The 12,953-nt window shown below is 67.0% G+C and carries 11 protein-coding genes and 1 other RNA gene; 2 read left to right on the top strand and 10 right to left on the bottom strand.

Translation table 11 applies throughout. The features are described from left to right. Positions 1–3: 3 nt before the first annotated feature. The 10 genes from mraY to LZD57_RS18850 form a co-directional block, all read right to left on the bottom strand. Positions 4–1,086 carry a phospho-N-acetylmuramoyl-pentapeptide-transferase gene (gene mraY / locus LZD57_RS18895; RefSeq protein ID WP_233721133.1) on the bottom strand — a complete coding sequence of 361 codons (1,083 nt, stop codon included), beginning with the start codon at positions 1,084–1,086 and terminating at the stop codon, positions 4–6. Next, a complete protein-coding gene (locus tag LZD57_RS18890; RefSeq protein ID WP_233721131.1) occupies positions 1,083–2,567 on the bottom strand; it encodes a UDP-N-acetylmuramoylalanyl-D-glutamyl-2,6-diaminopimelate--D-alanyl-D-alanine ligase in 1,485 nt (494 codons plus the stop codon). Before LZD57_RS18890 ends, mraY begins: the two co-directional genes overlap by 4 nt. After that, on the bottom strand, positions 2,564–4,012 hold the full coding sequence (locus LZD57_RS18885; protein WP_233721129.1) for a UDP-N-acetylmuramoyl-L-alanyl-D-glutamate--2,6-diaminopimelate ligase: 1,449 nt from the start codon (positions 4,010–4,012) through the stop codon (positions 2,564–2,566). The genes LZD57_RS18890 and LZD57_RS18885 overlap by 4 nt, the downstream gene beginning before the upstream one ends. A 64-nt stretch (positions 4,013–4,076) precedes the next feature. Beyond that, positions 4,077–5,828 (bottom strand): peptidoglycan D,D-transpeptidase FtsI family protein, encoded by a 1,752-nt coding sequence (locus LZD57_RS18880; protein WP_233721127.1) that lies wholly within the window; start codon positions 5,826–5,828, stop codon positions 4,077–4,079. Next, positions 5,825–6,181 carry a cell division protein FtsL gene (gene ftsL, locus LZD57_RS18875; RefSeq protein ID WP_233721126.1) on the bottom strand — a complete coding sequence of 119 codons (357 nt, stop codon included), beginning with the start codon at positions 6,179–6,181 and terminating at the stop codon, positions 5,825–5,827. Before ftsL ends, LZD57_RS18880 begins: the two co-directional genes overlap by 4 nt. A gap of 3 nt (positions 6,182–6,184) precedes the next feature. Next, a complete protein-coding gene (gene rsmH / locus LZD57_RS18870; RefSeq protein ID WP_233721124.1) occupies positions 6,185–7,219 on the bottom strand; it encodes a 16S rRNA (cytosine(1402)-N(4))-methyltransferase RsmH in 1,035 nt (344 codons plus the stop codon). Beyond that, positions 7,219–7,689, bottom strand: coding sequence for a division/cell wall cluster transcriptional repressor MraZ (gene mraZ, locus LZD57_RS18865; protein WP_233721122.1), 471 nt, complete (start codon positions 7,687–7,689; stop codon positions 7,219–7,221). Before mraZ ends, rsmH begins: the two co-directional genes overlap by 1 nt. Before the next feature lie 613 nt (positions 7,690–8,302). Beyond that, an RNA gene (gene rnpB, locus LZD57_RS18860) (RNase P RNA component class A) lies at positions 8,303–8,755 on the bottom strand. Between the two features lie 60 nt (positions 8,756–8,815). Then, positions 8,816–9,571 (bottom strand): N-acetylmuramoyl-L-alanine amidase, encoded by a 756-nt coding sequence (locus LZD57_RS18855; RefSeq protein ID WP_233721199.1) that lies wholly within the window; start codon positions 9,569–9,571, stop codon positions 8,816–8,818. 11 nt (positions 9,572–9,582) lie between these two features. After that, positions 9,583–10,296, bottom strand: a complete 714-nt coding sequence (locus LZD57_RS18850; RefSeq protein WP_233721120.1) for a J domain-containing protein — start codon at positions 10,294–10,296, stop codon at positions 9,583–9,585. 416 nt (positions 10,297–10,712) lie between these two features. On the opposite strand from LZD57_RS18850, the gene LZD57_RS18845 reads away from it, so the two are divergent. Next, the gene (locus LZD57_RS18845; RefSeq protein WP_420844833.1) at positions 10,713–11,453 is read left to right on the top strand and encodes a glycoside hydrolase family 25 protein; all 741 of its coding nucleotides are present in this window, start codon (positions 10,713–10,715) and stop codon (positions 11,451–11,453) included. A gap of 73 nt (positions 11,454–11,526) precedes the next feature. After that, positions 11,527–12,714 carry a lytic murein transglycosylase gene (locus LZD57_RS18840; protein ID WP_233721116.1) on the top strand — a complete coding sequence of 396 codons (1,188 nt, stop codon included), beginning with the start codon at positions 11,527–11,529 and terminating at the stop codon, positions 12,712–12,714. Positions 12,715–12,953: the final 239 nt, after the last annotated feature.

The following is a 12,953-nucleotide window of genomic DNA, read 5'->3' as shown; positions in this document are numbered from 1 at the left end:
GGCTCATCTCAGTTTCAGGGTGGACAGACCCACGAAGGCCAACATGAAGGCGATGATCCAGAAGCGTACCACTACTTGACTCTCCGTCCAGCCCAGCTTCTCGAAATGGTGATGGATCGGGGCCATCAGGAAGACGCGCTTGCCGGTGAGCTTGAAGGAGGCGACCTGGATGATCACCGACATCGCCTCGATGACGAAAAGACCGCCGATGATGGCGAGGACGATCTCGTGCTTGGTGGCGACGGCGATCGCGCCCGTCATGCCGCCCAGCGCCAGCGAACCGGTGTCTCCCATGAAGATCGCTGCCGGCGGCGCATTGAACCAGAGAAAGCCGAGCCCGGCGCCGATCACCGCACCGCAGAGCGGCGAGAGTTCGCCGGTGCCTGCGACATAGTGGATCTGCAGGTAGTTGGAGAAATTCACGTTGCCGGAAATGTAGGCGATCAGGCCGAAGGCGGCGGCGGCGATCATGATCGGCACGATCGCGAGGCCGTCGAGCCCGTCCGTCAGGTTGACGGCATTGGCCGCCCCGACGATCACGAACGCGCCGAAGACGACGTAGAACAGGCCGAGATTGAGCAGAACTTCCTTGATGAAGGGCAAGGCGAGCGAGGTGGCGAAACTGCCGGTGCCGGCATAGACGATCGCCCCGACCGTCAGTCCGGCGATGACGAATTCGATCGCCAGACGCGCCCGGCCGGAAAAGCCGAGATGGCTCTGCTTCGTCACCTTCAGATAGTCGTCGTAAAAGCCGATGGCGCCGAAGCCGACAGTGACCAGCAGCACCGTCCAGACGTAGATGTTGCGCAGATCCGCCCACAGCAGCGTCGAGACGAGGACGCCGGACAGGATCATCAGCCCGCCCATGGTCGGCGTGCCCGCCTTCTTGAAATGGGTTTGCGGCCCGTCCGCACGAATCGGCTGGCCCCGCCCCTGGCGCAACCTCAAGACGGCGATGATCGCCGGCCCGAACAGGAAGACGACGATGAAACCGGTGATCATCGCCGCGCCGGTGCGGAAGGTGATGTAACGAAAGACGTTGAAGAGCGGGAAGGTATCGGCGAATTCGGCCAGATAGGCGATCATCGGGCCTCTCCCGGGGTCTCGTCCGCCATCGCGGACCCGGTCTCGCCGGAAGCCGCTTTCGCCTCCGTCGCATCTTCGTGGCGTGACAGCAGAGTTTCGACCAATCGGGAAAATCCAATACTCTTCGAGGCCTTCACCAGAACGACGTCGCCGCCCTCCATGGTGCTTTCGAGATCGGCGAGGAGCTCGTCGTTGGTCTCGTGCCACCGGCAGGCGAGGCTGCCCGCCAGCGCCTCGTCGAGCGCCTTCATCTCTTCGCCGGCGAGAAATACCATATCGACCTTCGCCGCAAGGACGTGTTCCTTCAGCCCGGCGTGCAGTTCGGCCGAAGACGTGCCGAGTTCGAGCATGTCGCCGAGAACGGCGATGCGCCGGGCGTCCTTGCCGGGCTCGGCGCGGGAGAGAACGTCCAGCGCGGCACGCATCGAGGCGGGATTGGCGTTGTAGCTGTCGTCGATCAGCGTGACGCCGCCGCCGGGAACGCTCAGGCGATGGCGGGCGCCCCTGCCTTTCACCGCACGCCACCCCGCCAGCGCCGCGGCGACCCTCTCGACGTCGGCGCCGATGCGATGAGCCGCGCCGAGGACGGCGAGAACGTTTTGAGCCATGTGTCGGCCGGGGGTCGACAGCGAAAAGCGCAGCGGCTCGCCGGCAATCTCCGCGTCGACATTGGCGCCCTCGGGCGTCGCCTCAAAGGCGATCAGTCGGAAATCGGCGCCGGAGCCCTCACCGAAGGTCACGATGTCGGCGACGCCGACCTTGCGGGCGTAATCGGCGAGGAGACCGCATTTCGGATCGTCGGCATTGAGGATCGCGGCGCCGCCCGGCACCACTCCCTCGAAGATCTCCGCCTTTGCCTCGGCGATCTCGTCGAGATCGCGGAAATGGCCGAGATGGGCCGGCGCGATCAGGGTGACGATGGCGACGTCGGGGCGGACGAGAGAGACCAGCGGGCGGATCTCTCTCGGATGGTTCATGCCGATCTCGAAGACGGCATAGCTCGTCTCGGCAGGAAGCCGGGCGAGCGACAGGGGAACGCCCCAATGGTTGTTGAAGGACGCCGCGCTCGCATGGACGGTGCCGACGGCGGAAAGCCCGTGGCGCAACGCTTCCTTGGTGGTGGTCTTGCCGACGCTGCCGGTCACCGCGACGATCTTCGCCCTGGACCGCGCCCGGGCCGCCTCGGCGAGCCGGGACAACGCCTTGAGGACGTCGTCGACGACCAGCATCGGAATCTGCACCCGGCCGAGCGCCGGCAACTTCTGCTCGGCGACGACGGCAATGCCGGCGCCGGCGCGTTGCGCGGTCGACAGGAAGTCATGGCCGTCGAACCGATCGCCCCTGATGGCGAAGAACGCTTCCCCGGCCTCGATGCTGCGGGTGTCGATGGAGATGCCGGTCACCCCTTCGGGCAGATCGCCCATCGGCCGCGCCTGCATCGCGTCGATGAGGACGCCCGTCTCCCAAAGCAGTTCCGTCATCCATGAAGCTCCGCGATCGCCGCCCGCACTTCCGCGTGGTCACTGAAAGGATGCGTCACCTCGCCGATCTTCTGGCCGGTTTCGTGTCCCTTGCCGGCGATGATCACCGTATCCCCCGCCCGGGAGCCGGCGATCGCCTCGCGGATCGCCAGACGGCGGTCGGCCACCTCCCGCGCGCCCGGGGCGGCGGCCATGATCGCAGCGCGGATCTTCGCCGGGTCCTCCGAGCGGGGGTTGTCGTCGGTGACGATGACGACGTCGGCGAGACGCGTCGCGATCTCGCCCATCATCGGGCGCTTGGCCCGGTCCCGGTCGCCGCCGCAGCCGAAGACGACGACGATGCGGCCGGTGGTGAAGGGGCGGACGGAGCTGACGACGTTCTCCAGCGCCTCGGGCTTGTGGGCGTAGTCAACGAAGACCGGGACGCCAGCCGTCGTGGTGCCGGCGAGTTCGAGCCGCCCGCTGGCGCCCTTCAGCCCTTCGAGCGCCGCCAGGGCGTCGGCGACGGGAACGCCCGTCGCGATCGCCAGCCCCGCCGCGACGAGCGCGTTGGCCATCTGGAAGCTGCCGGCGAGCGGCAGGACGATGCGGTGGATGCGCCCCTCCGCCTCGATCTCGGCGATCTGCCGGGAGCGTTCGTGCTCGAGCCGCTTCAGTTTCAGGAAGTCGCCCTTTCGGCCGACGGTCATGACCCGCGCGGAGGCGCCGGTCGCGACCTCGATCGCCCGGCCGGACCAGGCGTCGTCGGCATTGACGACGGCCGCACCGCCCGTCGGCAGAAGGGCCGTGAAGAGCCGCATCTTCGCCTGGAAATAGCTCTCGGCATCGGGGTGGTAGTCGAGATGATCGTGGCCGAGATTGGTGAAGGCCGCGGCGCCGAGGCGCACGCCGTCGAGCCGGCGCTGGTCGAGGCCGTGGCTCGACGCTTCCATGGCCGCATGGGTGACGCCGTCGGCCGCGAGGCTGGAAAGCAGTTCGGCGAGTTCGATCGGATCGGGTGTCGTCAGCGTGCCGTCGATCGTGCGGTTCGGCGCGACGACGCCGGTGGTGCCGATCGAGGCGGCGGCGTAGCCGCTCTTCTCCCAGATCTGCCGGGTGAAGGTGGCGATGGAGGTCTTGCCCGCGGTGCCGGTCACGGCGACGAGACATTCGGGCTGGGCCCCGTAGAACCGCGCAGCCATGACGGCGAGGGCATGGCGCGGATCGGCGCTGCGGACCAACGGAAGCGAAGAGGCGATGCTCGCCCCCTCCGCGCAGAGGAGCGCTGCCGCGCCTTTCGCCTCGGCGTCGGCGACGAAGGCCGTGCCGTCGACCTTCGTCCCCGGCAGCGCCGCGAACAGCGCACCGGACTGCACCTTGCGCGAATCGGCGGTCAAGGACGTGACGTCGGGGTCGGCGCCACCCTCGATGGCGCCGAGCCCCCGTGCCAGAAGGGAGAGCTGCATCGAACTTGTCCTTGCTCGGTCGGACGCCGGCATGTGGCCGACGGGATGACCCGTCTTCTAGAGCCTAATATGAGACGAGCAAGGACTTTCCGGTCTCCCCGAATTCGGGATGGACACCGAGGAAGGTCGCCGACCGTCGGATGATGTTGCCGGCCATGACTGCCGCGTTCATGCCGGCGGTCGCGTAGTACTTGCCCTTTTCCGCCTTCGGCTCGTCGATGACGGTCAGGACGATGTAACGCGGATGGTCGATCGGGAAGGACGCCAGGAAGGCGTTGAACTTCTTGGTGTCGGAGTAGCGGCCGTGGACGACCTTGTTGGCCGTGCCGGTCTTGCCGCCGACGCGGTAGCCCTTGATGTCGGCGTTGTTGCCCGAGCCGCGCTGGTCGGCGACGTTGAGGCGGAACAGATAGCGCATCTCGTCGCTGGTCTTCTCGGACACGACGCGTTCCGCGATCGCATCGGCCTCCTCCTTGCTGCGCGGCAGGAAGGTCGGCGGGATGAGCTTGCCGCCGTTCATCAGGGCGGCGGCCGCGACGGCCGTGTTGAGGGGCGTCGTAGAGACGCCGTGGCCGAAGGAAATCGTGATCGAGTTGATCAGCTTCCAGACCTTCGGCTGGGTCGGCGTCGCGACCTCCGGCAACTCGGTCTTCCACTTGCTGAGCAGGCCGAGCTTGGTCAGGAACGCCTGATGCGCCTCGATGCCGACCTTCTCGGCCTCCTGCGCCGTGCCGATGTTGGAGGAGTAGATGAAGATCTCCGGCACCGACAGGACGCGGCGCTTGCCGTGGAAGTCGCTGATCGAGAAGCCGCCGATGCGGATCGGCTTCGAGGCGTCGAAGGAATCGGTCAGCTTGACCTTCCCGGAATCGAGCGCCATCGCCGTGGTGAAGGTCTTGAAGGTCGAGCCCATTTCGTAGAGGCCCGCCGACATGCGGTTCAGCCGGTTCTTGTCGAGGGCCTGGGACGGAACGTTCGGATCGTAGTCGGGCACCGACGTCATGGCGATGATCTCGCCGGTCTCGACGTCGAGCACGACGCCGCCGGCGGCCAGCGCCTGATATCGCTCCATGCCCTGCTCGATCTCGTCCTGGACGATGTGCTGGACCCTGAGGTCCATCGAGAGCTTGACGGGAGTCAGGTCGGCTTCGGTGGCGAGACCGGAGTTCTGCAGGGCCCTGTAGCCCTGATCGTCGATCCACTTCTCCATCCCCGCCGTGCCCTGATTGTCGACGTTGACGTGGCCGACGATGTAGGCGGCGCTGCTGCGGCCGGGATAGAAGCGGCTCTTTTCCGAACGGAAGCCGATGCCGGGGATGCCGAGATCGAGGATCGCCTGCTTCTGCCCGGGCGTGAGTTCCCGGCGCAGCCAGACGAAGCCCTGGTCGCCGGACAACCGCTTGTAGAGCCATTTCGGATCGAGATCCGGCATCACGGTGAGCAGAAGCTCGCTCGCCTCGTCGGCATCGATGATCCGGCGCGGCTCGGCGAACAGCGAGAAGGTGGTGATGTCGGTCGCCAGCACCCGGCCGTCACGGTCGATGATCTGCGGCCGCGCGCTCATGATCTGGTTGGAGCGGAAATAGGTGGCCGTCTCGCCGGGGGCAGCACCCCATTCGACGAGCCGCGCACCGATGACGAGATAGACTGCGGCGAAGAGCCCGATGGCCAGCGCGAAACGGCCGGAACTCTTCGGCCCGTCAAGGCCGGGACGCCGGCGACCCGGGGCGCGGGGCGCCCGGCCGGGCCCGGCCTCTCCGGCGGTCGGTTCGACCGGACGGACGCTGCGTTTCAAGGCGGAGATGAAGCGCTTCATGGGTGGCTCGTCCCGGTGTTGTAGGCAAGGCGCCCTTCCTCGGGGATGGGCGCCGGAAGCGGCACGGCTCGCGGTGCGGGCAGTTCGTCGGGCTCGACGATCTGCTCGGGGCGGATCGGCTTCAGCTGAAGCTCGTCGGCATAGATGTCGACCAGCCGCTGCAGACGGCCGGGCTGCTCCAGAAGCGTCCAGTCCGCTTCCAGGAGCGAGATCGTCTCCTTCTCGAGAGCGATCTTGCGATCGACCTTGGAGACTTCCGCCTCGAGCAGTTCGGCTTCGTGCTTGATGCCGTAAGTATAGGCCGCAGCCCCCAGCATCGCCGCGATCAGCAAGGTGTTCAGTGTCTTCAGCACGGCTTAAGCTCCCGTCTCGGGCAGGTCGGCAAGGCTCGGCAGCCCGGCGAATGCGAGGGCGTCCGCGGCGTCGCGCGGCGCTTGCGCGGTCCGGATTCCGGTCCGGAGTTTGGCCGAGCGCGCACGCGGGTTTCGGTCCGCCTCGGCCTCGCTCGCCGCCAACGCCTTGTTGCCGGCGGAAAAGGTGATCGCGTGGTGGCCGACATTCGGCAGATGCCGCGAGCCGGACGGCTGCGTCGAGCGATCCTTGAGGAAGCGCTTGACGATCCTGTCCTCCAGCGAGTGGAAGGTGACGACGACGAGCCGTCCGCCGGGCTTCAGCACCCGCTCGGCGGCGACGAGCGCCCGCGCCAGTTCGCCGAGCTCGTCGTTGACGAAGATGCGCAGCGCCTGAAAGCTGCGGGTGGCCGGATCGATCTTGTCCTTGGGCGAGCGCCCCACCACGCCGGCGATGACCTGAGCGAGATCGAGCGTGCGCTCGAACGGCCGCTCGCCCCGCCGGGCGACGATCGCCCGGGCGATCCGTCCGGCCTGCCGCTCCTCGCCGAGAAAGCCGAGGACGCGGGCGAGATCGCCGGCCTTCAGCGTATTGACGACATCTGCAGCCGTTGCTCCATGGTTGCCCATGCGCATGTCGAGCGGCCCGTCCTTCTGGAACGAGAAGCCACGCTCGGCCTGATCGATCTGCATGGACGACACGCCGATGTCGAGAACCACACCGTCGACGCCGGCAGGTGCCTGCGCGGCAGCGACGAGGTCGAGTTCGGAGAAGCGACCCTCGACGAGGACGAGACGACCACCGTGCTCGCGCAGCAGCGCTTGCCCCGCAGCGACGGCGGTCGGATCGCGGTCGATCGCGACGACGTTCGCGCCACGTCCGAGGATCGCCCGGCTGTAGCCGCCTGCACCGAAGGTGCCGTCGACGACGACGTCGCCGGTGGCCGGCGCGAGCGCGCCGACCACTTCGTCCAAAAGCACCGGAACATGACGAACTGGTCCGCCAACGCCGGGATCCTCGGTCCCTTCGTCGCCCGCCATTATTCCGGTGTCTCGGTGGAGACCGAAGCCCCCCGACCCCCCGTGAGTTTTTCCCTCAACCGGTCGCGCAGCGCCCCGCGCACCGCATCGAAACGCTCCGGCTCCCAGAGCTGAAACGTATCCTTCACACCGACGAAGGTGACGCGGTCCGTGATCCCCGTATGGGACCGAATGAAATCGGTCATCAGGATACGCCCCTCCGTGTCGGTCTTCAGATAGGCCCCGTCGCCATAGGCGTAGAGCGCCATCTCCTGATAGAGATCGCTGAACGGATCGAGCGCCTCCATCTGCTTCTCGAAATGCTCCATCATTTCCGGCCCGCCGACGTTGATCGCCGGCTGCGAAAGCGCCCGCATGGCGAACAGCTCGCGAATGCCGCGCCGCTCGATCACCTGCCGAAACTGCGAGGGAACGGACACCCGACCCTTGGAGTCGACGTTGTGGACGTAGCTCGAAAGAAAGCGGTCCATCGACAACTAAACGACCCACCTCGCCCGGCATTCGCGCCTTCGCAACACCCACTCCGACCTCCGCGCCCGTCGGACGGAAGGCACGACACCACCCTCCGGCCGGGGCTTGCGACGAAGCCCGGCCCGCTTCTTCCGACGGACGGAAGCACGATACGCTTTGCTTGAATGGGGGCCCGAAACGGCCCTTTCGACATGGGTTTTGGGATAGCATGGGCGTCCGTGGGCGTCAATGGGAAGCGACCTGTCGCGCCGTTCGTTCCTGGAAGTCGCCAGCTTACGCGAGACCCGTTAACGCCCCACTAACATTAATGAATTCCGACTTGGTCATGAATGCTTCCGATTTGGCTATGAAAGCTGACCCAAGGTCCGGAATGCCTGCGGCATAAGGCCGAGGCGCTGCTCCCCAGCATGTTCGAGCCGTCGGAACCGGTCGGGAGCGAAATTCCATTGCCGGCTAGCGACATGGTCAAACGTGGGCACGGGTCGGACCAGCGGCGAGTAGGCGCCGACGATCGTCGCGGCGCCGGGAAGCCGCTCTCCCTCCTCCCGCGCCCCGACCTGCGCCAGCACCGCGACCTTCGAAAGGCGCCTCGGATCGATGGGTGAAGGTGGCGGTGTCAGCCGGCCTGTAAGCCGGGTTCTGTGAGCGGCAGAGCCGCCCGGCGACCATTCCTCTGGGACGGTCCTCGCGGACCGCCTCTAGCAACCCACCCGGACGACTGACCCGGAGAGAGGCCGGCAGTGGGACGAAATCCCACGCCACGTCGTCCCTATTCGGTCTTGCTCCCGGTGGGGTTTACCATGCCGCCGCTGTTACCAGCGCCGCGGTGGGCTCTTACCCCACCTTTTCACCCTTACCCCGCCAACAGTGCGGCTCGGTCGCGCTTCGCGCATCCGCCGCGATGGAAGCCGAGCCGTACTGTAGGCGGGGCGGTCTGGTTTCTGTGGCACTTTCCCTAGGGTCGCCCCCGCCGGACGTTATCCGGCACCGTCTCTCCGTGGAGCCCGGACTTTCCTCCCCCGCCGCCTTTCGGCATGTGACGGGAGCGGCCGCCCGGCCGGCTGACGGCCCTCACTCGGCCACGGGGCGGCGCTTGTCAATCGCCGTGATGCGCGCGAGGGAGCGTCATGCCGTCGCCGCGGCGCCCGCATACGGAAGGGCGGCAATCAGGGCATCCAGGGTCCGGGCGGTCGAGAGGTCGGCGATCCCGTCGACGCGGGCCGGCCGGAAATGGCGCTGGAACGCCGCCGTGGCGAGCGCCGTCTGCGCGTCGAAACATCCCGTCGGCGCCACCTCGTAGCCATAGGCGGAAAGCCCTCGCTGCCAGGCGAGCACGTCCGGCCCCGCGTCGCCCTCGCAAAGGGCGGGGCCATCGCAGATTTCGGCCGGGGGAACGAAATGACCGATGCCGGCCCGGTGCAGTCGCGCCCAGGGGAATTTCTCGCCGGGATCCTGCTTGCGGGCCGGCGCGACGTCGGAATGGCCGAGCACCCGCGCGGGCGCAATCGGATGGCGGCCGAGGATGTCGGTACAGAGCCGGATCACCGCCTCGATCTGCCGGTCCGGATAATCCGGCGAGCCGCCCGCATGGCCGGGATTGACGATCTCGATGCCGAGCGACAGCGAATTGACGTCGGAGACCCCCTGCCAACTGCCCTGCCCCGCGTGCCACGCACGGTCGCACTCGCGCACCATCTGGACGATCCGGCCGTCCTCGTGGACGACGTAGTGGCAGGAGACCTCGCTCGCCGGATTCTCGAGCCAGCGCACGGCCCCTTCGCCGCTCCCCATGCCCGTATAGTGCAGGAGGAGGACGCTCGGCCGGGCGAGGCAGCGACGGGCGTTGAAGTTCGGCGAGGGCCTGAGCTCGTCGACGAGCATGCTGTCGCCGGTCAAGCCGCGTCTCGCTTGGCGATCTTCGAATAGGCTTCGTTGATCGCCTTCATCCGCTCCGAGGCGATGAACATGAACTCGTCGGGCACGCCCCGGGCGACCAGACGGTCGGGATGGTTTTCCTTGACGAGCGTGAGATACCGCCGCCGTGCCTCGCCGGGCGTCGCGTCGGCTTCGAGACCGAGCACGGCATAGGGATTGTCCGGGCCGGCGATGTGGCGCTCGCGCAGTCGTGTGAAGGCCGCCTCGTCGAGGCCGAAGATCGTCGCGATCTCCTCGATGAATGCGAGTTCGCGCTCGTGGACGAGCCCGTCGGCCTTGGCGATGTGGAAGAGCGCGTCGAGCACGTCGCCGAGGAGCTGGCAATTGCCGCTTTCGTCCTCGCAGAGCGACCGCAGGCGGGTGGCGTAGACTTCGAAGCCGGCGATGTCCTGGGTGGCGATGTCGTACAGCCGGAAGACGTTGCGCATCTCCTCCGGCGGGATCTCGAGGATCTGCCGGAAGGCGGAGATCTCCGAGGCCGAGACGATGCCGTCGGCCTTTGCCATCTTGGCGGAAAGCGCGATGATCGCGACGGAAAAGGCGACCCTCTGCCGGGTCGCGGGATCACCGGCGAACAGTGACCGGATCGCCTCCAGAATCGCCCCGAGCGTCGCCCGGCCGCCATCCGATACCGACTGCAGAAGGGTGCTGAAGGTGGAGAAGATCGCCATCGGCTTTGATCCGTCCGCTTCGCGTCTGGGTCGGTTCCAGGGCTCGGCCACGCGCCGGGCTTCGAAAAGGCTCTCGATCGAAATTAGCGCCGTTCCGGCCGTCGGAAACGCCGAACCCGATGACCGCGCCTGCGCCGGTCCTCGGGCGAAGCGCACACACGATTTCGCTATCGCCCCTCTGCAAGGCCCGGTCAAGTTGCCCGTGTTGACTTGCCCGAGGTAGCACAGTTGCGGGGCCTTTCCAGGCGCCGGCATCGGGGCGTCGACTCGCACGCCTCCGCCCGCTCCTCTTTGCAAGGATGATTGGCTTGGCAGATCTCGGAGATTGGTCGGCGATGGACGACTGGAACGACGCGAAGGCCGGAAGGATCGCACCCTCGGGGTCCGACCGCCGAGGCACCCTGTCGCGGCGGACGATGCTGGCGGGCCTCCTCGGTGCCGCCGGTCTTGCCGGCTGCCGTTCGACGACGATGAGCGTCGAAGGTCTCGGCCTGTCGGATTTCTCGGCGGAGGCCGCCCATCAGTATCCGGTGCATGGCATCGACGTCGCAAAATACCAGGGCGGCATCGACTGGGAGGCGGCCCGCGACGGCGGCGTCTCCTTCGTCTGGATGAAGGCGACGGAAGGCGGCGACCGCCTCGACGACCGTTTCAAGGAGTACTGGGCAGGGGCCGCCGCAGCGCGCATCCCCCGCGGCGGCTATCATTTCTGGTATCACTGCCGGCCCGGCGACGAGCAGGCCGCATGGTTCATCGAAAACGTGCCGAAGCAGCGCGGAGCCCTGCCGCCGGTGATCGACGTCGAATGGACGCCGTTTTCGCCGACCTGCACCATCCGCCCGCCGCGGGCGGAAATGCTACGCGAGGTCGGCAAGATGTCGGCGATCCTCGAAAGACATTACGGCCAGCGCCCGATCCTCTACATTCCGATCGACGTCCACCGCGACCGGCTGGTCGGCGCCTTTCCCAACCACGAATTCTGGTTGCGCGCCGTCGCCGACCATCCCGACAACGTCTACGAGGACCGCAAATTCCGCTTCTGGCAGTATACGGCCACGGGCAGCGTTCCCGGCATCAGGGGGAACGTCGACCGCAACGCCTTTGCCGGTACGCGCGACGACTGGATAAAATGGCTTAAGGTCAATCTGGCGAAATAAAGTTCTTCAATCTGCCATCAAGACGCGCTAACGGCGCGGCGATGCAAGATTTTTTTGACCGGAGCCGAACTTCATGCCGATTCTGCCGCGTCTGGCCGTCGCCACTTGTCTGCTCGCTGCCGGAACGGTCGGCGCCAACGCGCAGCAATGCGGGGGCGATTTTCCCGCCTTCCTTGAGGGCGTGAAGCAGGAAGCCCTGGCGAAAGGCTTTTCGCAGAGCGCCGTCGACGCGGCGGTGGCGGACATGCGGCTCGAGCCGAAGGTCCTCACCAGGGACCGCGCGCAGGGCGTGTTCGCCCAGGACTGGCGGCAGTTCGCGACCCGCATGGTCAGCGGCTATCGCCTGAAGTTCGGCCGGCAGAACATGCAGAAATATGCCGGCGTCTTCCGGGACGTCGAAGCCGAGACCGGCGTCCCTGCCGCGGTGATCACCAGCTTCTGGGGCCTCGAGACCGACTACGGGGCGGTGCTCGGCGATTTCGAGACGCTTCCCGCCCTCGCCACGCTCGCCCACGACTGCCGCCGCCCGGAACTGTTCCGTCCGCATCTCATCGCGGCGATCGAAATCGTCGACAAGGGCTATCTGCGGCCGGAGGAAATGCGCGGTGCCTGGGCCGGCGAGATCGGCCAGACCCAGCTTCTGCCCGAGGAATACGTCGCCTTCGGCACCGACGCGGACGAGAACGGCCGGGTCGACCTGCGCAAGGACACGGCCGACGTCCTGATGACCACCGGCAAGTACATCGCCTCGCTCGGCTGGCGCCGTGGGGAGCCGTGGCTTGAGGCAGTGAAGGTGCCGTCCGACTTTCCGTGGGACCGTGCGGCGCTGGTCAACAAGGAGTCCCGGGCGAACTTCGCGTCGCTCGGCGTCACCAAGGCCGACGGCTCGCCCTTGGAAAACGACGAGATGGCGGCCGCGCTGATCCTGCCGATGGGGCGGAACGGGCCCGCCTTCCTGGCCTTTGCGAACTTCGACATCTATCTCGCCTGGAACAAGTCGCTCGTCTATTCGCTGACCGCCGGCTATTTCGCCACGCGCCTCGCCGGGGCCGAACCCGTCGACATGGGCAATCCGGCGCCGGGTCTCTCGGTCGACCAGACCAAGGTCCTGCAGCAGAAGCTCGTCGACAAGGGCTACGACGTCGGCGGGGTCGACGGCATCGTCGGCGAGAACACGCGCGCCGCCGTCCGCCAGGAACAACTGCGTCTGGGCCTTGCCGCCGACGGCTGGCCGACCCCGGATCTCCTCTCCGCACTCTGATCGCGCAGGCCCCGAAACTCGCAGCGGCGGCGCCCACCGGCGCCCCGCACGATCGTCAGAAGGCCGGGCCGGGGCGCGAAAAAAAAAGTCGCTCCGACGTCCGATCGTCGTTTCAGCTATGTCGCCGGACAAGACCAAGATCATCGAGATCTCGCGCTTCGGCAATACGAATACACGCCGTGACGGTCCGCTCTCGCGGTCGATCCCGATGGTCTTTCTCTCCAATGCCAGCCGGGCCG

Source organism: Jiella avicenniae (assembly GCF_021390325.1).
GTDB classification, from domain to species: Bacteria; Pseudomonadota; Alphaproteobacteria; order Rhizobiales; family Rhizobiaceae; genus Jiella; species Jiella avicenniae.
The sequence above is the reverse complement of the archived record's forward strand: the minus strand, read 5'-3'. Positions and strand labels throughout refer to the sequence as shown.